23 protein-coding genes are annotated in these 22185 nt (G+C 69.6%); 10 read left to right on the top strand and 13 right to left on the bottom strand.

The window, feature by feature from the left end; all coding sequences use genetic code 11:
* The first annotated feature begins 62 nt into the window (after positions 1-62).
* Entirely contained in the window at positions 63-398 is a 336-nt protein-coding gene (locus HNP48_RS10215; RefSeq protein WP_184856804.1) for a DUF3579 domain-containing protein, read from the top strand.
* Between the two features lie 183 nt (positions 399-581).
* Here HNP48_RS10215 and rpsT read toward each other — a convergent pair whose 3' ends face one another.
* The gene (rpsT, locus tag HNP48_RS10210; RefSeq protein ID WP_184856803.1) at positions 582-881 is read right to left on the bottom strand and encodes a 30S ribosomal protein S20; all 300 of its coding nucleotides are present in this window, start codon (positions 879-881) and stop codon (positions 582-584) included.
* A gap of 245 nt (positions 882-1126) precedes the next feature.
* Between rpsT and murJ the strand changes: the two genes are divergently transcribed.
* Both murJ and HNP48_RS10200 read left to right on the top strand, forming a co-directional pair.
* Positions 1127-2692 (top strand): murein biosynthesis integral membrane protein MurJ, encoded by a 1566-nt coding sequence (gene murJ, locus HNP48_RS10205; protein WP_184856802.1) that lies wholly within the window; start codon positions 1127-1129, stop codon positions 2690-2692.
* Positions 2693-2778: 86 nt separating this feature from the next.
* Positions 2779-3630: a SirB1 family protein gene (locus tag HNP48_RS10200; protein ID WP_184856801.1), complete on the top strand. Its 852-nt coding sequence runs from the start codon at positions 2779-2781 to the stop codon at positions 3628-3630.
* Positions 3631-3671: 41 nt separating this feature from the next.
* Here the strand turns inward: HNP48_RS10200 and HNP48_RS10195 are convergent, their stop codons facing one another.
* The gene (locus tag HNP48_RS10195) at positions 3672-4520 is read right to left on the bottom strand and encodes a plasmid replication/partition related protein (protein WP_184856800.1); all 849 of its coding nucleotides are present in this window, start codon (positions 4518-4520) and stop codon (positions 3672-3674) included.
* Positions 4521-4588: 68 nt separating this feature from the next.
* Positions 4589-5665: a transporter gene (locus HNP48_RS10190; protein WP_184856799.1), complete on the bottom strand. Its 1077-nt coding sequence runs from the start codon at positions 5663-5665 to the stop codon at positions 4589-4591.
* Positions 5666-5833: 168 nt separating this feature from the next.
* On the opposite strand from HNP48_RS10190, the gene ppk2 reads away from it, so the two are divergent.
* Positions 5834-6748 carry a polyphosphate kinase 2 gene (gene ppk2 / locus HNP48_RS10185; protein ID WP_184856798.1) on the top strand — a complete coding sequence of 305 codons (915 nt, stop codon included), beginning with the start codon at positions 5834-5836 and terminating at the stop codon, positions 6746-6748.
* Between the two features lie 243 nt (positions 6749-6991).
* Here ppk2 and HNP48_RS10180 read toward each other — a convergent pair whose 3' ends face one another.
* The 6 genes from HNP48_RS10180 to HNP48_RS10155 form a co-directional block, all read right to left on the bottom strand.
* Complete coding sequence (locus HNP48_RS10180) at positions 6992-7369, bottom strand: histidine kinase (protein ID WP_184856797.1); 378 nt, start codon at positions 7367-7369, stop codon at positions 6992-6994.
* The gene (locus tag HNP48_RS10175; RefSeq protein ID WP_184856796.1) at positions 7366-7896 is read right to left on the bottom strand and encodes a GAF domain-containing protein; all 531 of its coding nucleotides are present in this window, start codon (positions 7894-7896) and stop codon (positions 7366-7368) included. The genes HNP48_RS10180 and HNP48_RS10175 overlap by 4 nt, the downstream gene beginning before the upstream one ends.
* A gap of 86 nt (positions 7897-7982) precedes the next feature.
* On the bottom strand, positions 7983-8990 hold the full coding sequence (locus tag HNP48_RS10170; protein WP_184856795.1) for a GlxA family transcriptional regulator: 1008 nt from the start codon (positions 8988-8990) through the stop codon (positions 7983-7985).
* Positions 8972-9601 carry a DJ-1/PfpI family protein gene (locus HNP48_RS10165; protein WP_184856794.1) on the bottom strand — a complete coding sequence of 210 codons (630 nt, stop codon included), beginning with the start codon at positions 9599-9601 and terminating at the stop codon, positions 8972-8974. Before HNP48_RS10165 ends, HNP48_RS10170 begins: the two co-directional genes overlap by 19 nt.
* A gap of 36 nt (positions 9602-9637) precedes the next feature.
* Positions 9638-10420: a carbon-nitrogen hydrolase family protein gene (locus HNP48_RS10160; RefSeq protein ID WP_184856793.1), complete on the bottom strand. Its 783-nt coding sequence runs from the start codon at positions 10418-10420 to the stop codon at positions 9638-9640.
* A gap of 13 nt (positions 10421-10433) precedes the next feature.
* Positions 10434-11000, bottom strand: a complete 567-nt coding sequence (locus tag HNP48_RS10155) for an isochorismatase family protein (protein ID WP_184856792.1) — start codon at positions 10998-11000, stop codon at positions 10434-10436.
* A gap of 282 nt (positions 11001-11282) precedes the next feature.
* Here HNP48_RS10155 and HNP48_RS10150 point away from each other — a divergent pair, with 282 nt between their 5' ends.
* Entirely contained in the window at positions 11283-12386 is a 1104-nt protein-coding gene (locus HNP48_RS10150) for a PHB depolymerase family esterase (RefSeq protein WP_184856791.1), read from the top strand.
* Positions 12387-12637: 251 nt separating this feature from the next.
* On the opposite strand, the gene HNP48_RS10145 is transcribed toward HNP48_RS10150, so the two are convergent.
* The 3 genes from HNP48_RS10145 to HNP48_RS10135 all read right to left on the bottom strand — a co-directional run bounded on the left by HNP48_RS10145 (position 12638) and on the right by HNP48_RS10135 (position 16134).
* On the bottom strand, positions 12638-13783 hold the full coding sequence (locus HNP48_RS10145) for an AI-2E family transporter (protein WP_260420184.1): 1146 nt from the start codon (positions 13781-13783) through the stop codon (positions 12638-12640).
* Between the two features lie 14 nt (positions 13784-13797).
* Positions 13798-14841: a phosphoribosylformylglycinamidine cyclo-ligase gene (gene purM / locus HNP48_RS10140; protein ID WP_184856790.1), complete on the bottom strand. Its 1044-nt coding sequence runs from the start codon at positions 14839-14841 to the stop codon at positions 13798-13800.
* Positions 14842-14916: 75 nt separating this feature from the next.
* Positions 14917-16134: an MFS transporter gene (locus HNP48_RS10135; RefSeq protein ID WP_184856789.1), complete on the bottom strand. Its 1218-nt coding sequence runs from the start codon at positions 16132-16134 to the stop codon at positions 14917-14919.
* 274 nt (positions 16135-16408) lie between these two features.
* Between HNP48_RS10135 and hda the strand changes: the two genes are divergently transcribed.
* From hda to folK, 4 genes are read left to right on the top strand one after another with little or no spacing between them, the layout of a single operon-like run.
* Positions 16409-17107: a DnaA regulatory inactivator Hda gene (hda, locus tag HNP48_RS10130; RefSeq protein WP_184856788.1), complete on the top strand. Its 699-nt coding sequence runs from the start codon at positions 16409-16411 to the stop codon at positions 17105-17107.
* A 46-nt stretch (positions 17108-17153) separates the two neighbouring features.
* Positions 17154-17858 carry an HAD family phosphatase gene (locus HNP48_RS10125; RefSeq protein WP_184856787.1) on the top strand — a complete coding sequence of 235 codons (705 nt, stop codon included), beginning with the start codon at positions 17154-17156 and terminating at the stop codon, positions 17856-17858.
* Positions 17855-19498: a polynucleotide adenylyltransferase PcnB gene (pcnB, locus tag HNP48_RS10120; RefSeq protein WP_184856786.1), complete on the top strand. Its 1644-nt coding sequence runs from the start codon at positions 17855-17857 to the stop codon at positions 19496-19498. The genes HNP48_RS10125 and pcnB overlap by 4 nt, the downstream gene beginning before the upstream one ends.
* Positions 19499-19512: 14 nt before the next feature.
* Positions 19513-20007 carry a 2-amino-4-hydroxy-6-hydroxymethyldihydropteridine diphosphokinase gene (folK, locus tag HNP48_RS10115; RefSeq protein WP_184857094.1) on the top strand — a complete coding sequence of 165 codons (495 nt, stop codon included), beginning with the start codon at positions 19513-19515 and terminating at the stop codon, positions 20005-20007.
* Here folK and HNP48_RS10110 read toward each other — a convergent pair whose 3' ends face one another.
* Positions 20008-20742, bottom strand: coding sequence for a TetR/AcrR family transcriptional regulator (locus HNP48_RS10110; protein ID WP_184856785.1), 735 nt, complete (start codon positions 20740-20742; stop codon positions 20008-20010).
* Positions 20743-20859: 117 nt separating this feature from the next.
* On the opposite strand from HNP48_RS10110, the gene HNP48_RS10105 reads away from it, so the two are divergent.
* Positions 20860-22173 carry an aspartate aminotransferase family protein gene (locus HNP48_RS10105; RefSeq protein WP_184856784.1) on the top strand — a complete coding sequence of 438 codons (1314 nt, stop codon included), beginning with the start codon at positions 20860-20862 and terminating at the stop codon, positions 22171-22173.
* The last annotated feature ends 12 nt before the right edge of the window (positions 22174-22185 follow it).

The raw sequence follows: 22185 nt of genomic DNA, 5'->3' as shown, positions 1-22185 counted from the left end.
ATGGTTGCAGTGCAGCATGCAGTGATCCTGCGGTTGCAGACTGTCCATTACACTTCGACCCGATGGTTTCCCCCACCTCCAAAGAGATCTTCATCCAAGGCGTCACCCAGGACGGGAAAACCTTCCGTCCCAGCGACTGGGCCGAGCGTCTGGCGGGGGTGATGAGCAGTTTCCGCCCTGGCGGAGCACGCCCGGGCAGCCATTTGAGCTACTCGCCCTGGTGCATTCCCACCACCCTCAATGGCATCAAATGCGTGGTGGTGCACCGTGACCTGCGCGACCACGAACCCATGGCCTGGGATTTCGTCGTCAACTTCGCGCGCGACAACAACCTGCAGGTGGCCGAAGCCTGCCTGGTGCCGGATGCGCCGGTGCTGCCGCCGCCTGCCAAGCCCTGAACGGGCCTTGTCCCCTATGCATGAAGGCCCCTCGGGGCTTTTTTTGTGCCTGGACGAAACACATGCATTCCATGCTCGGAAACGAAAAAACCGCCCGAAGGCGGTTTTTCGTTTTTTGCTGGCAGCGCACCCGTTACAAACGGCGAACGGCGCGGGCCGTCCGGGCTGTTTGCCTGAAGAGGGTCAGGCGGCCAGGGCCAGGGCTTTCACCTTGGCAGACAGACGGCTCTTGTCGCGAGCAGCCTTGTTCTTGTGGAAGATGCCCTTGTCGGCCACGGAGTCAACCACGGCTTGCATCTTGGCGAACAGTTCGGTCGCCTTGGTCTTGTCGCCGGCCACGACGGCCTTTTCGACATTCTTCACGGCGGTACGGTATTTGGAGCGCAGCGAGGTGTTCGCAGCGTTGAGCTTGGTGTCCTGACGGACGCGCTTGCGGCCCGACGCCAGGCGCGGGTTCTTCTTCTTAGGTTTAGCGGATGCCATGTGTGTATTCCTTGGAGTCTGTGGATGATGCCAGCAAAGCCCGCGATTATAGCCCAGTTGGCTGGCCATGCCTAGCCGGACCTGGCTTCACGCCCGCTTCACGCACTTCATCCCCGCCTCACCGGCCCGGCCCAGACTGCCCGGCACCCTGTTTCGCACGAAGGATGGTCCTGATGTCCCCCTGGTTCAGTCGGCTCGCTGCGGCCGCCCGCGGCCCGCGCCCGCCAGCGCATACACTCCCGGCGGTGTCATTGCTCAAAGCCGCTTCCACCGTCTCCCTGCTGACCCTGGCCTCCCGCGTGACGGGCCTGGCGCGCGATCTTCTGATGGCCTCGTTCTTCGGGGCCAACGCCCTGACGGACGCCTTCAACGTCGCTTTCCGCATTCCCAACCTGTTCCGCCGCTTCTTTGCCGAGGGGGCCTTCAGCCAGGCCTTCATCCCGGTGCTGGCCACCAGCAAGGCGCAGCAGGGCGAAGACGCCACGCGCGTGCTCATCGCCCATGTGGCCACGGCGCTGGCCTGGGTGCTGCTGCTCACCTGCGTGCTCGGCGTGGTCGGCGCCCCGGTGCTGGTCTGGGCCCTGGCCAGCGGCATGCGCCAGAGCCCCGAGGCCTACGACGCGGCCGTGCTCATGACGCGCTGGATGTTCCCCTACATCGGCTTCATGTCGCTGGTGGCGCTGTCGGCCGGCATCCTCAACACCTGGAAGCACTTCACCGTGCCCGCGGCTTCGCCGGTGCTGCTCAACCTGTCCATGATCGGTGCAGCCCTGCTGGGTGCGCCGCAGCTGGAGGCGCGCGGCATCGAGCCCATCTACTCCATGGCCGGTGGCGTGCTGCTGGGCGGTGTGCTGCAGCTGGCGGTGCAGATCCCGGTGCTGGCGCGCATGGGCCTCTTGCCGCGCATTGGCCTGGGCTGGCGCGCCATCCGCACGGCCTGGGCCGACCCGGGCGTGCGCAAGGTGCTGTCGCTCATGGGGCCCATTTTGCTGGGCGTGGGCGTGGCGCAGATCTCGCTGATGATCAACACCCAGATCGCTTCCTACCTCGCGCCCGGCAGCGTGACCTGGCTGTTCTATGCCGACCGGCTGATGGAGTTCCCCACCGCGCTGCTGGGCGTGGCCCTGGGCGTGGTGCTCACGCCGCAGCTCACGGCCGCCAAGGCCGCGGGCGACGCCGAAAAGTACTCGGCCATGCTCGATTGGGGCCTGCGCATCGTGGTGCTGCTGGCCGTTCCCTGCGCCGTGGCCCTGCTGACTTTCTCCCAGCCCCTGGTGGCCACGCTGTTCCACTACGGCAAGCTGGCCGACGGCGATGTGCGCCAGATCGCGCTGGCCCTGTCGGGCTACGGCGCGGGCCTCCTGGGCCTGGTGGCCATCAAGGTGCTGGCGCCGGGCTACTACGCCAGCCAGGACGTGCGCACCCCCGTGAAGATCGCCATTGCGGTGCTGGTCATCACGCAACTGCTCAACATCGCATTGGTGCCTTATATCGCGCATGCCGGCCTGGCCCTGTCCATCGGCCTGGGCGCGCTCATCAACGCCTTGTGGCTGCTCATCGGCCTGCTGCGCCGCGGCAGCTACCAGCCGCAACCGGGCTGGGGCCGCTTCATCCTGCAGGTGGTGGCGGCCACGGCCTTGCTGGCATTGCTGCTGGTCTGGTCGTCGCACCATTTCGACTGGGTGGCCATGCGCAGTGCCAAATGGCAGCGCATCGGCCTGCTGGCAGGGCTCATGGCGGCCTCGGCACTGCTGTACTTCGGCGCCCTGTGGGCGGCGGGGCTCAAGCTGCGCAAGATGCTCAGGCGGTGAGGCAGGTTTTGTCGCTTGCCGAACAAGCCCGTACATCGTGACTTTTGCCGCTTGACGCGGCGGGGGCAGCACCGTACAACCATGGCATGCCACTGAGTCTGACCGTACCCACCTCGCTGGAGTACTTTGCATCGCTGGTCCAGAGCGATGACCACTTTCCCCTGCTGGAGGCGGCTGCCAGCCTGGCGCAGGACGAGTACCCCGAATTCGACGTGCAATTGCTGCTGGGCGACATGGACCAACTGCAGGCGCGCATCAAGCGCCGCCTGCCGGCCGATGCCCCCGCGCTGCAGCGCCTGCGCACGCTCAACCAGTTCTTCTTTGCCGACATGGGCTTTGGCGGCAACGTCAACAACTACTACGACCCCGAGAACAGCTACCTCAATGCCGTGCTGCGCACGCGCCGGGGCATTCCCATCAGCCTGGCCGTGCTCTGGATGGAGCTGGCCCAGGGCCTGGGCCTGCATGCGCGTGGCATCGCTTTCCCGGGGCATTTCATGGTCAAGGTGTTGCTGCCCAAGGGGCAGGTGGTGCTGGATCCGATCACCGGCCAGTCGCTGAGCCGGGAGGAGCTGGGCGAGCGGCTCGAACCTTACAAGCGCCGCAACGGCCTCATCGACGACTACGACGTGCCGCTGGGCCTGTACCTGCAGGCCGCCACGCCGCGCGACATCATCGCGCGCATGCTGCGCAACCTCAAGGAGGTGCACCGCACCCAGCAGGACTGGCAGCGCCTGATCGCCGTGCTCGACCGCCTGATCGTGCTGCAGCCCGAGGCCTGGGGCGAATGGCGCGACCGTGGCCTCGCGCACGCCGAGCGCGGCAACCTGACCGAGGCCATCTTCGATCTGGAGACCTACCTCCAGCATGTGGAGGACGGCCTGGACATCGACCACATCACTGAACGCCTGGGCGCCCTGCGCAGCGCCAACGAATAGCCGCACCCTCCGGCGGCCTGCCGGGGGGATGGTGTGACGTATCAGCCCTGCAGCCGAGCCAGTTCGGCGCGCAGCGCCTCGTTTTCGGCCGTCAGTTCGGCCACGCGCAGCCGCAAGGTCCGCACTTCGTCGTCGCTGCCGCCTGCCGGTGCCTCCTGGCCTGGCGCATCTTCCGCCGCTTCCTTGTCCTCCCGCGGCTTGCGCTGCTTGGCGTCGCGCACGCGCTTGGCGGCCTGCTTGAGTTCGTCCTTGCCCCCCTTGGCCGCGGCCACCTGCTCCTCGGCAGGCAGGGTGGCCACGGTGGCCGCCGTGGCCAGCGAGATGGTGCCCGACTTGACGGCCGCCACCAGCTCGGGGGCCGCCTGTTTCTGGATCTTCTCGATGGCCACCACCTGGCTGCTGCTCAGGCGTGCCGCGCGGGCAATCGCCTCGCGGCTGCTCAGGGATTCGGAGGGCACATCCGGCGCCGGGGCGGGCGGCGGCGGCGCAGCCACCGGGCCGTCCGAGGACCAGGGCAGGTCGGCCTCGTCCACAGGTTCCGGCGGCGTGGCCGCGGCGCGGGCCTTGCGCGCGGCCACGATCTCGCGCTTGCGCAGCGCCAGCACGCCGCGCTGGAAGTCCGACACGCTGCGCCGGCCCAGGTGCTGGTCGATCATCCACAGGTGCACGTCTTCCATGCTCTGGAAATGCGTGTTCTGCACCGTCTGGAAGGGCAGGCCATGCTTCTGGCAGATGCCGTAGCGGTTGTGGCCGTCCACCAGCACATCGCCCCACAGCACCAGGGCATCGCGGCAACCCTCGGCCAGCAGGCTGCGCTCCAGGGCGTCGTGCTCGTCGCGGGTCAGGGGATCGATATAGGCTTTGAGTTCTTCGTTGACGACGATGTTCATGGTGGCGCGGGAAAACGGGAGCGGCAGGGCAAGGGGCGGCATTGTAATGGGCCGCCTCCTTTGGCAGGTTAGCGGTCCCTGGGCCCGCGCAGGGCGATCCAGGCCGCCACCGGCATGAACACCACGAGCAGACCCACGATGATCCAGAAGCCGTGCGGGCTGTCCGCCAGCGGCACGCCGCCCACGTTCATGCCCAGCAGGCCGGTCAGGATGTTGATGGGCAGGGCCAGCACCGTCACCACCGTCAGCACGAACAGGCTGCGGCTGTTGGCCTCCTGCACGTTGGCGGCCACTTCTTCCTGCAGCAGCTTGATGCGCTCCTGCAGGCCCTGCATGTCGCGCAGCACCACCGAGAACTCCTCGGTCGAGTCGCGCAGCTCCTGCGCGTCCTCGGCCCCCATCCAGGCCGGCGGGTTCTGCAGCAGGCGGAACAGGGCGGCCGGCTCGGGTGCCAGCAGGCGCTGCAGGCGCACCAGCAGCCGGCGCAGCACGCCCAGGCGGGCGCGCTTGTGGTCCAGCCGGCCGGCCAGCAGTTCGTCCTCGATGCCGTCGATGCGCTGGGTGACGCCGCGCACGATGTCCACCAGCCCCGCAGCCTGGGTGCGCATCAGCTGCTCCAGCAGGGCCACGCTGGAGCGGGGCGAATGCCCGTTGCGTACCGCCGTGCGCAGCGCGTCTACCGAGCGCAGCGGGTGGGCCCGGGCCGTCACCACCAGGTGCGGCGCCACGCTGATCCACAGGGTGGCGATGTCGAAGGGCTCGAAGGCAAAGTCGAAATGCGCGTCGTTGAGCACGGCGATGAGGGTGTCGTCATCGCGCTCGATGCGGGTGGAGTGCGAACCTTCCCGGAGCGCCTCAAAGAACGCGTCGGGCAAGCCGGCATGGCGTTCCATCCAGCGCATGGCCTGCGCCTGGCTCAGGTTGAAGTGCAGCCAGAGGAAGGGCGGGGGCGCGGCGTTCTCCGCCGGTGCGGTGGCGGGCGCCTCCGCCTCCTCCTGTCCATGCGCCAGCAGCCATTCGGCGGCCTGCACCGAGTCGATGGGCTGCGCGGGGCCGGTGCCGTCCATGCGGTAGGCGCAGATCAGGCCCGCGGCATCGCCGCCGTAGTTCTGGCCGGCGGCCGCGCCGGCAAGGGGTGTGTTCATGGGAAAAGGCAGCGTGGCACGGGGAGGCGGAAAGAAAGCGGCCGCAGCGAGGAATGGAGCCCATGGTGCGGCCGCCAGATGACAGTGGTGTGACGCTTCATGTGCATGTCATGCAGTTGTCACCGGGCGCGCGCATCATGGATCGATCCCATTTGCCGTGCACAAGCCATGCTCCAGAACGCCCCCATCGATGCCCAGGACCTGATGCAGCGCATCGCCAACGACCTGATCGACAGCTACGACGAAGAACTGGAGCTGGAGATCGAGGACCGCAACGTCGACGAGATCGGCGACCCCATGCCCACCGACCGGCACGCGCGCCAGCAGTATTTCAAGGAGCTGTTCCGCCTGCAGGGCGAGCTCGTCAAGCTGCAGGACTGGGTGCAGCACAGCCGCCAGAAGGTGGTGATCCTGTTCGAGGGCCGCGACGCGGCCGGCAAGGGCGGCGTGATCAAGCGCATCACCCAGCGCCTGAACCCGCGCGTGGCCCGGGTGGCCGCACTGCCTGCGCCCAACGACCGCGAACGCACGCAGTGGTACTTCCAGCGCTATGTGGCGCACCTGCCGGCCGCGGGCGAGATCGTGCTGTTCGACCGCAGCTGGTACAACCGCGCCGGCGTCGAGCGCGTCATGGGCTTTTGCTCCGACGATGAGTACGAGGAGTTCTTCCGCACCGTGCCCGAGTTCGAGAAGATGCTCGTGCGCTCGGGCATCACGCTGGTCAAGTACTGGTTTTCCATCACCGACGAAGAGCAGCACCTGCGTTTTCTGGGCCGCATCCACGATCCGCTCAAGCAGTGGAAGCTCAGCCCCATGGACCTGCAAAGCCGCATCCGCTGGGAGGCCTACACCAAGGCCAAGGAAACCATGCTCGAGCGCACCCACATTCCCGAAGCCCCCTGGTGGGTGGTGCAGGCCGTGGACAAGAAAAAAGCCCGGCTGAACTGCATTGCGCACCTGCTGTCGCAGTTTCCCTACCAGGACGTGCCCCACCCCCCGGTGGTGCTGCCGGACCGTGTGCGCAACCCCGAGTACCTGCGCCAGCCGGTGCCGGCGAGCATGTACGTCCCTGATAATTATTAAGCACCCCCTGAGACGCTGCGCGTCTCGGCACCACCGCCAGAGGCGGTGGCTCTTCGGGCACGTCCAAGCCTGCGCAGGCAGGCTTGGAGCCGCGGCCCTCAGCCCCTCTCTCGACTCGCTGTGCGAGTCGGGAGGGGGACGCTCCCGGTGCGGCGGGGCGGCCCTTGCACGGGAGCACTGGTCTGGGCCGTGCGCAGTTGAACGGTAGCGCGCACCTTCAGGCGCTTCGGCCTGGGTACGGGCTCAGGTGTTTTTCAGGAGCTCGATGGTGGTGATCACGTCCTTGACCTTGAAGGGCTTGAGCAGCACGCGGCGCACGCGCAGGGCTTTCATCTGGTCGGCGGTCTGGGCGTCGACCTGCGCGGTGGTGACCGCCACGGGCACCGAGGCGGCGACCGCCAGGCGCGAGCTGCGCACCTGTTCGAGCAGCTCCATGGCCTCCTTCTGCTCTTCGAGCGAGACGATCACGCCCGCATAGTCGCGCTGGGCCAGATGCTGCTCCGCCGTGCGCACGCTGGCCACCTGGCGCACCTCGGGCAGGGACAGCTGGCGTGCGGTCGAGACGATGATGCTGCCCGTGAGCATGCTGGGCTCCACCAGCAGGATGTCGCGTGCGCTCATGCGGTGTCTCCTTTCTTGTCCTCGGGGGGCGTGTCGTGAGCTTCGCGCCGCACCAGCTCTTCCACGGCCAGGTCGCGCAGCGAGGCCAGGATGGCCAGGTCCACCCGGTCCAGGGTGCGCGGCTGCTGGTCGATGATGCACAGGGTGCCGATGTTCTGGCCGTCGGGCAGCTTGAGCGGGGCGCCCGCATAGAACTGGATGCCCGGGCCGCCGGTCACCAGCGGGTTGTCGGCAAAGCGCTGGTCGTGCGCGGTGTCGGGCACGACCATGGTCTCGTCCGTGAGGATGGCGTGTGCGCAGAACGACACATCGCGCCCCGTCTCCTCGGCGTCCAGGCCCACGCGCGCCTTGAACCACTGGCGCTGCGCATCGACCAGCGAGATCAGCGCGATGGGCATGTCGAACTCCTGGGCGGCAAAGGCCACGATGCGGTCAAAGCGCTCCTCGGGCGGCGTGTCCAGGATCAGCAGCTGGCGCAGGGCCTGCAGGCGCTCGTCTTCATTGGCGGGGAGGGCGGGTTCTTGCATGTCGATCGGGGCATTCCAAAACGCACGAAAAGGCATTATGGGACTGACTGCGGCCTGGCGTGGCAAGGAAATTGCCGGGCCCGCGCTCAATGGCGAACGGATGCCTCACGTGCTGGTGTTCCGGGGCGGCCGAACTGGTGCCAGGCGCGGCGCAACTGGGTGTCCGAGCTGAAACCCGCCAGCGCCGCTGCCTGCGTCACGTTGTGGCCCGACTGCAGGGCCGCCTCGGCGGCGGCCAGGCGGATGCGGCGCAGGTACTCCAGCGGCGCAATGCCCGCATGCTCCAGAAACAGCCGGTTCAGGTGGCGCGGCGAGGTGTGCGCCACCTCGGCCATGGCGCCCACGTTCCAGGCGGCCTGGGGCTGCTGGCCCACGGCGTCCTGTACGCGGTGCAGGGCCCCGTGCAGGTGGTTGCGGTGGTGCAGAAAGGGCGACAGCTCCGGGTCCTGCGGGCCGCGGCGCAGCGCCACCACCATGGTCTGCGCCACCTGGGCGGCGATGGCCGGGCCGCAGGCATCGGCAATGCGGTAGAGCATCAGGTCGATGCCGGTGGTCACGCCTGCGCTGCTGTGCAGGGCCCCGTCGTGCACGAAGACGCGGTTGGCCACCACATCGCAGTGCGGGTCGGCCTGGGCCAGCTCGTTCAGGTGCTGGTGGTGGGTGGTGGCGCGCCGGCCGGCCAGCAGGCCGGCATGGGCCGCCAGCACGGCGCCCGCGCAGATCGTGACCAGCTCCAGCCGGCCTGCGGCCAGGCGCATGCCGCGCAGCCAGTGCAGCAGGTCGCGCGCCTCGCTGTTGTCCACCGCGATGGTCTTGCCCGGCAGGCCCACCAGCACCACCCAGGCCGGTTGGGGCAGGGGGGTGGGCAGGGGTTCCAGGTCCGTCAGCATGGCCCCCACCGATGTCACCGCCTGCGGCGTGGGGGCCGTGAAGTGCTGTACGAAGCGCTCGGGCAGGCCCTGGGCGCGCAGCAGCTGGTTGGCGATGCGCAGCGCCTCGGCCGGGCCGGCCCAGTCCAGCACCAGGCTGCCGGGCAGCAGGGCGAAGTAGACGTGGATGGGAGAGGCGGGTGCGTTCAGGGCTCGGGGTTCCATGGCGTGTCCATCTGGCGGGCAGTGCGCTCCGACAGCGCCCGGCCTGCCAGGCGCGTGACCAGGTGCAGCGACATGTCGATGCCGGCGCTGATGCCGGCCGAGGTGACCAGCGCACCGCGGTCCACCCAGCGCACATTCTCCCGCACATCGAGCGCGGGGAACTGCGCGCGCAGGTCAGCGATGTCCTCCCAGTGCGTGGTGGCCGGCCCTTCGGTCAGCACCCCGGCCGCTGCGAGGATGAAGGCCCCTGTGCAGACCGAGGCCGTGATCTGCGCGCCCGCGGCGGCTCGCGCCACCCAGGCGCGTGTTTCGGCGCAGGCGGCGGCCGCATCGACCACGCCGCCGGGCACGACCAGCAGGTCCGGCGCGGCGGCCGTGGCGAAGTCGGCGTCGGGCAGCACGCGCAGGCCGGCCCGGGCGCGCACGGGCGCCATGTCGCGCGCCACGCATTGCACGGCAAAAGGCGTGGGGGCTCCGGGCTGCAGGCGCTGCTGCATGCGGCAGGCGGTGGTGAAGACCTCGTAGGGGCCGCCCAGGTCCAGGGCTTCGACATCGTCGAAGACCAGGATGGCAACTTGCAGGGGGCGTGGGTCGGGGGAGGCGGTGCTCATGGTTGGGGCTGTGGCGGTCAAGGGAAAGAAGGGGGCTCAGCGCCGTGGCGCTGCCGAAGCGAAGACATAACGGGGGTAGGTGCTCCGGGCGGCTGCGGCCAGCGCCGGGTCCACGTCCACCGTGCAGAAAGGCTGGTCAGTGGTGGTGCGCGCGAGCAGGGCGCCGTCGGGGCTGATCGCCCAGCCCGCGCCGCCGTAGGTGCCGGCAGCGCGGTCGACCCGGTTCGACGAGAGGCTGTAGGCGCCGGTGCGCACGGCGGCCACGGTGCCCACGGCCAGCCACTTGGCGGTGGTCGCTGCGGCGGTGGCGCGCGGCGTGAGGATGGCCTCCACGCCCAGGGCCGCGTACCCGGCATAGGTCTCCAGCGCCCAGAGCTCGGTGCAGATGCTCAGGCCAAAGCCCAGGGCGCCGGCGGCAAAGCGCGCGAATTCGGCGTCGCCGCGCTCGAACCAGTGGGCCTCCCAGCCACCGGGCTCTTCGGGCAGATGGAACTTGCGCCGCAGCGGCTGGTAGCCACCCTGTGCGGTCCAGGCAAAGCCTTCGTTGAAGTGCCGCCCGCCCACGGTGACCGGGCGGGCGCCCACCACGCGCGCGGCGCCCAGTTCGTGCAGCCGCGCCGTCCAGTCATCGCTCCGGGCGACGGCGGCGGCCCAGCGCGCCGGCTCGAACGGTGTGGATTCCCAGACCGGCTCCACGAAGGCGAATTCGGGCAGCAGCACCAGCTCGGAGCGTTCGCTGCGCGCATGGGCGCACAGGGCCGCCCAGGCCGGTTCGAGCAAGGCGGGTTGGTAGGGCAGTTCGCAGACGGTGGCGCGCATGGCGTTTCCCCGTTCAGCCCGCGGCCGCCGCGGCCGACAGGGCCTCGTCCACGGTGCGCAGGGTGGCAAAGCGGCCCGCCAGCACGGTGGAGGTGCGGGCCTTGATGTCGGCGGCAGGCAAGGGGCGGCCATCGGGCTGCACCATGTCCCAGGTCAGCGTGGCGTCCACCACATAGTCCACCTCCCAGCCCAGGTCGGAAGCATGGCGCGTGGTGGTCTCGCAGCATTGCTCGGTGCGGATGCCGCTCACGATCAGGCGCTGTATGCCCTGGCGGGTCAGCCAGACCTCCAGGCCCGTGCCTACCAGCGCGCTGTGGCGCGACTTGGTGAAGCTGGCCGCGGCCTCGAAAGCGGCCAGGCCTTCGAGCGGCCGCACATGGCCGGATTCGACCGCGAAGGCATTGCCGACTTCGGCCGGGCCCTCGCTGTGGAAGATGCGCACCACCGGCACACCCTGCGCCACGCAGCCTTCGATCAGCGCGTTCTGTGCCGCCAGGTAGGCGGGCAGATCGTGCTCCGTGAAATAGGGGCGCTGGCGAAAGGATTCCTGGACATCGATCACAATCAGACAGGTTTTCATGGGCTTTTACCGGGATTCGGGTTGCAATGACCCAATCTTCATGAATTAGAGCCGGGAAGTCCTGCCGAGCCGGGACATCTATCGATCAGTTTCAGCCATGAATCGGGTGTTTCGCGGGTGCTCGGCCACTGCACACACGCTTTTTGTCCTGGACTTTTGCTGAACCGCCTGTTGGCGAAGGCTGGGTTGCTACGGATGCTGTAGCGTAGGGCGGGTGACGCCAGAAGCTGGTATGGTGGCTAGGGTTTTCCCTAGATGGATCGCACTCCCCGACCCCTGCCCATGGCCCGCCGCTCCCGCCTGTTCTCGCTCTCGGCGCTGACCCGTGCCTACCAGCGCAACCTCAAGGCCCTCGAAAAGGCGGCCAAGCCCATGCGCGCGCAGGCCGCCACGGCGCTCAAGGCCATGCCCCGGATGGCCAAGGCCGCCCAGTTGCCGCGCCTGGCGGCGGCGACACCCCGTCCGCGCAAGCCCAGGCCCGTGGCCGGCGAGTGGCTGGCCGGCATTGCGCCCGGGCCGGCGGGGGCACGGCGCTTTCACCTGTATGTGCCGCCCGGCCTGGCACTCCGCAAGGGCGAGACCCTGCCCCTGCTGGTCATGCTGCATGGCTGTGGCCAGACCGGGCGCGACCTGGCGGCCAGCTCGCGCATGAACCGGCTGGCCGCGCGCCGGCGCTTTCTGGTGCTCTACCCCGAGCAGGAGCGCGTGGCCAACGCACATGGCTGCTGGAACTGGTTCGACCGGCGCAGCGGCAAGGCCCAGGCCGAGGCCGCCACCCTGCTCGCCGCGGTGGACCAGGTGGCGCGCCGCCACCCGGTGGACCTGGCCCGCGTGGCGGTGGCCGGCCTGTCGGCCGGCGCCAGCATGGCGGCCCTGCTGGGCGCCACCTACCCCGAGCGTTTTTGCGCCGTGGTCATGCATTCCGGCGTGGCGCCCGGCACGGCCGAATCGGCCGCCACGGCCATGGCCGCCATGCATGGCAAGCGCGAGGCCCACCTGCCCGATCCGCCGGGTGCCAGTGCGCTGTTTCCAGGCGTGCGCATCGATGGCACGCCACTGCCACCCCTGCCACCGCTGATGATCCTGCATGGCGATGCCGACCAGGTGGTCTCGTTGCGCAATGCCACGGCCACGGCCGCGCTGTGGGCCGGGTCGCTGGGCGCGCGCGAGGGCATGGCGCGCACCCTGCAGCGCGGCAAGCGCCATGCGATGCGGGTGACGGAATACCGGGCGCGCTCACGCAGCGTGGTGGTGGTGCGCGAGATCCTCGGCCTGGGCCATGCCTGGAGCGGGGGCACGGCCGGCCTGGCCTACAGCGATCCGGCGGGCCCGGATGCCTCGGCCCTGGCCTGGACCTTCATTGCTCGTCAGTTTGGAGAAAAGTAAGCGGCCACTCATGCGGTGCATGGAATTGGCGCTGCCAAGGCCAGTGCTCCCGTGCAAGGGCCGCCAAGCCGCCCAGGCGGCGCTTCGCTTGCGTGCACCGGGAGCGTCCCCCTCCCAGGTTGCGCAGCAATATGAGAGAGGGGCTGAGGGCTGCGGCTCCAAGCCTGCCTGCGCAGGCTTGGACATGCCCGAAGAGCCACCGCCTCTGGCGGTGGTGCCGAGGCGCGAAGCGACTCAGGGGGTGTTTCACTTCACACCAGTCGGGCTGCGGCCAGTTCCTTCTTGAGGTAGGCGTAGAACAGCGGCGCGGCCACCAGGCCGGCGGGGCCGAACACCGCCTCGGCCACGAACATCACGCTGAGCAGCTCCCACACACCCATGTGCGTGCGCCGGCCCACGACCTTGGCGTTGATCACGTACTCGGCCTTGTGGATCAGGATCAGGAAGCCCAGGCAGGCCGCAGCCGCCAGCGGCGACACCGACAGGCCCACGATGGTGATCACCGCATTGCACAGCAGGTTGCCCACGATGGGCACCAGGCCGGCCACGAAGGTCAAGGTGATCAGCACAGGGGTGTAGGGCAGTTCCAGCTTCCAGATGGGCAGCACGAACAGCAGGAACAGTGCCGTGAGCAAGGTGTTGAAGCTGGCGATCCAGAACTGCGCAGCCACGATCTGGCGAAAGGCCTCACCCATCAGCGTGATGCGCTGCTGCAGCGCCACGGCCAGGGGGCCACGCGGCGGTGCCGGTGGCCGCACGGCCGCGAGCGCACCGATCAGCAGGCCCACATAGGCGAACAGCAGGCCGGCCAGCCAGGCACGGCCGGCCATGGCCAGGGCACCGGCCTTGGCCCCGAGGTAGTTGGCGATGATGCGCTGGATCTCGGCCGCACCTTCGGGCAGGTGGCTGGCCATGTCGGCCGGCAGCTTCAGGCGCAGCTCGAGCACCGTGCGCGCCATGTAGTCCAGCAGCTCGCGGTACTGCTGGGGGGCTTCGACCAGGTAGCCGCGCGAATGCGTGACGCCGATGGCCAGCAACACCAGGGGCGAGAGCATCACCACGGCCGCAGCCGCCAGCTCGGCCACGCGCGGCAGCACCGTGGGCTGCAGCGCTCCCCGGCGCTGCACCAGCCGCGCCAGCCAGCGTGCCAGCGCGCGCGTGGCCAGAAAGCCCAGGCACACGCAGAGCAGGCCGGGCAGCAGGTTGCGCCACATCACCAGCAGCAGCGCGCCGGCCATCAGCAGGTAGCTGGCCAGCGCCACGCCGCGGGGCAGCGGGCCCAAGGGCAACGGACCATCGGCCCCGGACAAGGGAGCCGCAACGATGGGGGTCTCGGTCAGGGAGGCCGGGACGATGTTCGATCCCGCTTGTGGCGGTTCCAGCGGTGGCTGCGCCATGGCGCGTGGCGGCCTCAGGCCACGACCACGGCCGCACCGTCACCGCGTGGTGCGATCGCGCCGATGGTATAGACCTGCTCGCCGGCGGCGGCCAGCGTGGCGGCCGTGGCGGCGGCGTTGGCGGCATCCACCACCACCACCATGCCGATGCCGTTGTTGAAGGTGCGGTTCATCTCGATGTCGTCGATGCCCGCCGTCTTCTGCAGCCAGGCGAACAGCTCGGTCTGGGGCCAGCTGCCCTTTTGCAGGTGGGCCGCCGTGCCCTCGGGCAGCACGCGGGGAATGTTCTCCAGCAGGCCGCCGCCAGTGATGTGGGCCAGGGCCTTGATGGGGTGGGCGGCCAGGGCGGCCAGCACGTTCTTCACGTACAGGCGCGTGGGCTCCATGATGGCCTGCTTGAAGGGCTTGCCGTCCAGCGTGGCGGGGGTCTCGGCGCCCGCGCGCTCGATGCACTTGCGCACCAGGCTGAAACCGTTGGAATGCACGCCGTGGCTGGCCAGGCCCAGCACCACGTCGCCGGGCTGCACGTTCTGGCCCGTGAGGATCTTCGATTTTTCGACCGCGCCCACGGCAAAGCCGGCCAGGTCGTACTCGCCCGCAGGGTACATTCCGGGCATTTCGGCCGTCTCGCCACCGATCAGCGCGCAGCCGCTCAGCTCGCAGCCCTTGGCAATGCCGCCCACCACGGCCGCGGCCGTGTCCACATCGAGCTTGCCGCAGGCGAAGTAGTCGAGGAAGAACAGCGGCTCGGCGCCCTGCACCAGCACGTCGTTGACGCTCATGGCCACCAGGTCGATGCCCACGGTGTCGTGCATGTTCCATTCAAAGGCCAGCTTGAGCTTGGTGCCCACGCCATCGGTGCCCGAGACCAGCACGGGTTCCTGGTAGCGCTTGGGCACCTCGAACAGGGCGCCGAAGCCGCCGATGCCCGCCAGCACGCCTTCGCGCATGGTCTTCTTGGCCAGGGGCTTGATGCGTTCGACCAGCGCGTCGCCTGCGTCGATGTCAACGCCGGCGTCTTTGTAGGAAAGGGGGGTGGGGGTCGCGGAAGAGCTCATGGAGGGTGTGTGCAGGTAGGCCCGCAGGGCAGGCTGGAATCCCCGGATTTTAAGGGGCATCCCCGCGTGCGACCCTCAGCCTTGCTGCGACGGGGGCTTTGTGGCGGGCGTGCCGCGGCGGGGCTGCAGCAGTACGCCCACAAGCGCCAGGCCGGCAAACAGCATGCCGGCCACGAAGGTGGCGCCTGCCCCCCACTGGTCCCACAGCAGGCCGGCCAGCGCGCTGGCCAGCAGCAGGGCCACGCCGCTGACCAGGTTGAACATGCCGAAGGCCGTGCCGCGCAGGTCTTCGGGGGCCGTATCGGCCACCATGGTGGCCAGCAGCCCCTGGGTCATGGCCATGTGCAGGCCCCACAGGGCCACACCCAGCCATGCCACGGCGCCCCGGCCGCTATGGGCCAGCAAAGCGTCCGCCGCGATCAGCACCACCAGCCCCCCGGCCAGCAGCGCGCGGTGGCTCACCCGGTCGGACAGCTTGCCCAGGGGGTAGGCGCCCAGCGCGAACACCAGGTTCATGAGCACCAGCACCAAGGGCGTGAAGGCCAGCGGCAGCCCGTCCTGCTGCAGGCGCAGCAGCAAGAAGGCCTCGCTGAAGCGCGCCAGCGTGAACACTGCGCCCAGGGCCACCACGGCCCAGTAGGCCGGGCCCAGGCGGCGCAGGTTCTCGCGGCGGATGGGGTTGGTGCGCGGGGCCCCGGGCGCCCGTTCGGGCTCGCGCACGCCTGCTACCAGCAGCACCATGCAGAGCACGGCAGGCAGCACGGCCACCCAGAACACGGCCCGGAAATCGTTGGCCCAGAGCAACATCAGGCCGATGGCCAGCAAGGGCCCGAGGAAGGCCCCCACGGTATCGAGCGACTGGCGCAGCCCGAAAGCGGCGCCGCGCATGCCGGGTGGTGCCAGGTCCGCCACCAGGGCGTCGCGTGGCGCACCGCGGATGCCCTTGCCGATGCGGTCCAGGAGCCGGGCCGACACCACCAGTTCCACCGTGGTGGCGATGGCAAACAGCGGCTTGGAGACTGCCCCCAGCCCGTAGCCGAAGACGGCCAGGGGCTTGCGCTTGCCCCACCAGTCGCTCAGCGCCCCCGAAAACACCTTGAGGATCTGGGCCGTGGCCTCGGCAATCCCCTCGATGATGCCCACCGTGAGCATGCTCACCCCCAGCGCCGCGACCATGAACACGGGCAGCAGGCTGTGGATCATTTCCGAGGAAATGTCCATGAGCAGGCTCACGAATCCCAGGGCCCAGATGCTGGCGGGCAGGCGTGGCGGGTGGGGTGGCGAAGGCGGCATGGCGGGACCCTGGACTCTGTGGTGCGGTGGATGTGCCGGCATGGTGCCGACAGGAGACTAAAATCGGCCGTATTGTCGCTGCCGGGACTTTTCGCAACCTGCCCTGTGGCACTGCGCGACAGGCCCTTTGCCATCCCTTTTCGCCGTGTCCCGCCGCAGTCACCTACGGCCGGACCCTTTCAATGCCACCTGTGATGCCGCTGCTGATCCTTTCCCTGCCCGCCGCTCCTGCACCCACCGCCACGGGCCGGCCCCTGCTGCCCGGGTGCCGCGCATGAAGCAACTGGCACTCGACATCGGCCTGGCCACAGGGCCTACGCTTTCCCGCTTCTTTGCCGGCCCGAACGAGGCGGCCCTGCAGCATGTGCGCCTTGCCGCCGGTGTCGGCAGCAATCCGGCCACCCGCTCGCCCGTGCCGACCTACCTCTGGGGCGAGTCGGGCAGCGGCAAGTCGCACCTGCTCCATGCCGTGCGCCAGGCGCTGCGCGACGAAGGCGGCCATGTGGGCTGGCTCGACCCGTCCATGGCCGAGCCCCCCGAGTTCGACGAAGCCTGGTCCGCCGTGCTGATGGACGATGTGCACCTGTACAGCACGGCCCAGCAGGCCATGGCCTTCAACTGGTTCGTGAACGCCATCAGCCCGGCCAGCGGCAGCCAGCGCTGGGTGCTGGCCGCGGGCGAGCTGCCGCCCGCCGACCTGCCGCTGCGCGACGATCTGCGCAGCCGCCTGGGCTGGGGCCATGTGTTCCAGCTGCAGCTCCTGGGCGAGCCCGAGCGCCGCGCCGTGCTGCGCCAGGAGGCCGATGCGCGCGGCGTGTTCCTGAGCGACGACGTCATGGACTACATGCTCAACCGCTTCTCGCGCGACCTGGGCAGCCTGATGCAGCTGCTTGACCAGCTCGACGCCTATGCGCTGCGCGCCCAGCGCGCCATCACCATTCCGCTGCTCAAGGCGATGCTCGAGTCCGAATGAGCCCGCGCCTTCCTCTGCCGGCACGCGCCGGCGCCCGACTGACCGAATGACCACTCCTGCTACCCCGGCGAACCGCCCCCGGCTCGCGCTGTTCGATCTGGACCACACGCTGCTGCCGCTCGACTCCGATTACGAGTGGGGGGAGTTCACCATCCGCATCGGCTGGAACGACCCGGTCGAGTTCGCGCGCCGCAACGGCGAGTTCTACGCCCACTACCAGGCCGGCACGCTCAATGTGCACGACTACGTGCGCTTCGCCACCGAGGCGGTGCGCCTGCGCGGCCCCGAGGCGGCGGCCGCCGCGCACGAGCAGTTCATGCGCGAGGTCATCGGTCCGGCCATCCAGCCCCAGGCCCTGGCCCTGCTGCGCCAGCACCAGGATGCGGGCGACGAGGTGCTGATCGTCACGGCCACCAACGAGTTCGTCACCACCCCCATCGCCCGGGCCCTGGGCGTGCCGCAACTGCTCTCCGTGCAGTTGGCGCGCGATGCCGGCGGCTGGTACACCGGCGAGATCGAGGGCGTGCCCACCATGCGCGAGGGCAAGGTCACGCGCATGGAGCAGTGGCTGGCCGAGCGCCAGCTCACCTGGGCCGACGTCGAGAGCACCTTCTACAGCGACTCGATGAACGACGTGCCCCTGCTCGAGAAGGTCGACCACCCCGTCGCCACCAACCCCGACCCGCGCCTGCGGGCGCTGGCCCAGGAGCGCGGTTGGCGCATACTGGACCTGTTTACTGCACAGCCATGATCAAGAAGTTCATCGACAAACTGCTGGCCAAGGCCGTCCCCGGCAGCACGCGCGGCAAGCCGCGCTTCGGCAAGCGCGAGGAAGTGCCCGCTACCGTGCACGGCATCAACCCCGAGCTGGTGGACCGCCGGGCCGCCGAGGTCGTGGCCACGCTCAAGCAGGCCGGCTACGAGGCCTACATCGTCGGCGGCGCCGTGCGCGACCTGCTGCTGGGCCTGCGCCCCAAGGACTTCGACGTGGCCACCAATGCCACGCCCGAGCAGGTCAAGGGCCTGTTCCGCCGCGCCTTCATCATCGGCAAGCGCTTTCGCATCGTGCACGTGGTGCATGGCCGGGGCCGCGAGCACGAGGTGATCGAGGTCTCCACCTTCCGCGCCTACCTGGACAATGCCGCCGCGGGCCAGGTCAGTGGCAATGAGAAGACCAGCAAACAGCAGCTGTCCAACATGCAGCATGCCGTGGACGCCAGCGGCCGTGTGCTGCGCGACAACGTCTGGGGCCCGCAGGACGAAGACGCCACGCGCCGCGACTTCACCGTCAACGCCATGTACTACGACCCGGTGAGCCAGGTCGTGGTGGACTACCACAAGGGCATCCAGGACGCCAAGAAGAAAACACTGCGCATGATCGGCGACCCGGCCACGCGCTACCGCGAAGACCCGGTGCGCATCATCCGCGCCGTGCGCTTTGCCGCCAAGCTCAGCGCCCTGGGCTTCACCATCGAGGCCAAGACGGCCGAGCCGCTGGTGCAGTCGCAGGCCCTGCTGGCCGACGTGCCGCAAAGCCGCATGTTCGACGAGATGCTCAAGCTCTTGCAGACCGGCCACGCCATCGCCACCGTCGCCCAGCTCAAGAAGCTGGGCATGGCCAAGGGCATCTACCCGCTGCTCGATGTGGCGGTGGAGCGCGCCGACTCGCCCTTCGTGAGCGCCGCCCTGGCCGACACCGACCGCCGCGTGGGCGAGGGCAAGCCTGTGGCACCGAGTTTCCTCTTGGCCTGCGTGCTCTGGGAAGACGTGCGCACCGGCTGGGAAGAGCGCCTGAAGAACCCGCGCCAGCACCCGCTGCCCGCCCTGCAGGAGGCCATCGACGAGGTCTTCGACAAGCGCATCGGCGATGTCTCGGGCCGCGGCAAGCTGGCCGCCGACATGCGCGAGATCTGGGTCATGCAGCCGCGCTTTGAAAAGCGCGTGGGCAGCACGCCCTTCGGCATGGTCATGCAGCCGCGCTTCCGTGCCGGCTTCGACTTTCTGCGCCTGCGCGCCGACGTGGGCGAGGTCGGCGAGGCCCTGGCCGAGTGGTGGCAAGACTTCCAGGCCGCCGACGACGACCGCCGCGAGGACCTGATGGACCAGGCGCGCGAGGAGCAGAAGGCGCGCCAGCGCGTGAGCCAGCCCACGGCACGCCGCGTGCCCAAGGCGGCGCCTGCCGGCGAGGGCCAGGCCCCGCAAGCGCCAAAGCCGCGTGCCCCGCGTTCTGCCGCGGCCGACGGCGCCCAGGACGAGGGTGACGACTTCGCGCCCGAGCACGGCGGCGATGCCGTTCCACCCGATGGCAGCGCCCCCAAGAAGCGCCGCCGCCGTCGCCGCAAGCCCACGGGCGGCGGCGGTGAGGGTTCGGCCGCGCCTGCAGCCCAGTGAGCACGGTCGCCGGCATGGCTGTCGCGGCCTTCATCGGCCTGGGGGCCAACCTCGGTGACCGGGGGGCTGCGCTGCAGCAGGCCCTGGCCTCCCTGGCGGCGCTGCCGCACACCCAGGTGCGCCGCGTGTCCTCGCTCTACCGCAGCGCACCGGTGGATGCCGACGGCCCCGACTACCTGAACGCCGTGGCCGAACTGGCCACCGGGCTGCCGCCCGAAGAACTGCTGCAGTCCCTGCAGGCCATCGAGGCGGCGGCGGGCCGGGAGCGCTCGTACCGCAACGCGCCGCGCACGCTGGACCTCGATATCCTGCTCTATGGCGATGCAAGCATCGCCACGCCCGGCTTGACCGTGCCGCACCCGCGCATGGGCGAGCGCGCCTTCGTGCTGCTGCCCCTGTCGGAGATCGCGCCCGGGCGTGTCGCACCCGCCCAGCTCGAAGCCGTGGCCGGGCAGCGCATCGAGCGCATGGCCGACCCGACGCTCTGGCCCCTGGTCACGGGCCGTTGATCAGCCCTTGGGCGGGAGGCGGGCCGCCAGACCCTGCACCACGACCTCGCTCCAGGCCTGGAACCCAGCATCCAGCGGATGTGTGCTGCCGCTGCTCCAGCGCACCACAAAGGCCCGGTTGGCCATCTGCGGCAGGTGGCGTGCCAGCGTGGGGCAGGCCGCGCCGTCGATCTGCGCCAGCCGCTCCTGGTGGCCGGTGGCCCAGCCGGCGGGGTCGTCTTCGGGCTGGGGCGCCAACTCCATCGTCACGAAGCTGACCATGGCGGCAATCACCACGTTGTAGGCATCGAACAGGCCTTGCCCTGTGAAGCCGGCCGACTCCAGCAGTGCCAGGATGCGGTCCAGCAGCAGCGGGTTCAGGCTGGTGTTGGACACCAGCTGCGCCCCCAGCACCGGTGCGATGCGCGGGTGCAGCTGCACCGCCTGCCGGTAGCGCGCAAAGAGCGCGCACAGTTCGGCCTGCCAGTTGCCGGCCGGGTCGGGCGGCGCCAGCTCGCCCACCGCCGCGGTCACCGCGCCGGCGATCAGCGCGTTGCGGCCCCCGGGCACATGCCAGTACAGCGCCGTGGGGTAGACGCCCAGGGTGCGCGCCAGGTCGCGCACGCTGAAAGCCTCCACCCCGCGCTGGTCGATCAGCGCCAGCGCAGCCGCCAGCACGCGCTCGCGCGACAGCGGGGGCGCCGGAGTGTCTTGGGAGGTGGCGGGGACAGGGGAGGGCTTGGCGGCGCGGGGCATGGAAGGAAGGCGGCGGGTCGGTGCTTAGCGCGGATTGTCGGGCATCGCGGAGCAGGCCTCCCTTGCCAGCCCAGCCAGACCGGTTCATAATTTCTTGTACACTGTACAGGAGATGCCATGAACGCCACCCCGACCCCCCTGGACCAGGCCCTGTTCCGGGCCGTGGAAAACTACCGCGCGCGCAACCCACGCAGCGCCGCCCTGCTGGCCGAGGCCGAGCAATCGCTGCCCGGCGGCAACACCCGCAGCGTGCTGTTCCATGGCCCCTTCCCCTTGAGCATGGCGCGTGGTGAAGGCTGCCGCGTCTGGGATGCCGACGGGCACGCCTACATCGATGCCCTGGGCGAGTTCACGGCGGGGCTCTATGGCCACTCGCATCCGGTGATCCTCGCGGCCATCCAGGAGGCGCTCGCCGGCGGCATCAACCTCTCGTCGCACACGGCGCGCGAGGCAAGGCTGGCACAGGAGATCCGGCGGCGTTTCCCGTCCATGGAACTGCTGCGCTTTGCCAATTCGGGCACCGAGGCCAACCTGCTGGCCCTGGCCGCCGCCAAGGCCCACACCGGGCGCAGCAAGGTGATCGTGTTCGACGGGGCCTACCACGGCGGCGTGCTCACCTTCGCAGGCGGCGGCTCGCCCATGAACGTGCCGCACGCCTTTGTGCTGGCGCGCTACAACGATGTGGACAGCGTGCGCACGCTGGTGGCGGAACATGGGCCGGACATCGCAGCCATCCTGGTGGAGCCCATGCTGGGCGCCGGGGGCTGCATCCCCGGCGAGCCGGGCTTCCTGCAGGCGCTGCGCACCCTGGCCGACGAATGCGGCGCGATGCTGGTGTTCGACGAGGTGATGACCTCGCGCCTGTCCTTCGGCGGGCGCCAGGCGCTGCTGTCCATCCGCCCGGACCTCACCACGGCCGGCAAGTACCTGGGCGGCGGCATGTCCTTCGGCGTGTTCGGTGGCCGGCGCGACGTGATGGAACGCTTCGACCCGCGCCGCCCCGACGCGCTGGCCCATGCCGGCACCTTCAACAACAATGTGCTCTCCATGGCCGCGGGCCATGCGGGTCTGAGCCAGGTGCTCACGGCCGAGGTGGTGCAGGCCCTCAACGCGCGCGGCGAGCAGTTGCGCGAGCGCTTCAATGCCGTGTTTGCGCAGCATGGCGTGGACATGGGCTTCACCGGCATCGGTTCGCTCATGACCCTGCACGCCACCGCAGGCCCGGTGCGCTCGCCCGCCGACCTGCAGGGCACGGACGGCCGGGCCAAGGACCTGCTGTTCTTCGGCCTGCTCGAAGAAGGCGTGTTCATGGCCCGTCGCGGGCTGATCGCGCTTTCGCTGCCCGTGGGTGATGCCGAGTGCGATGCCTTGGTCGCCGCGCTCGATGCCGTGGTGGCGCGCCATCGCGCCGTGCTGCCGCAGCGGGCATGAAAAAGGGCCCCG

It is taken from the genome of Acidovorax soli (genome assembly GCF_014207955.1).
In the GTDB taxonomy this organism is placed as follows: domain Bacteria; phylum Pseudomonadota; class Gammaproteobacteria; order Burkholderiales; family Burkholderiaceae_C; genus Acidovorax; species Acidovorax soli_A.
The sequence above is the reverse complement of the archived record's forward strand: the minus strand, read 5'-3'. Positions and strand labels throughout refer to the sequence as shown.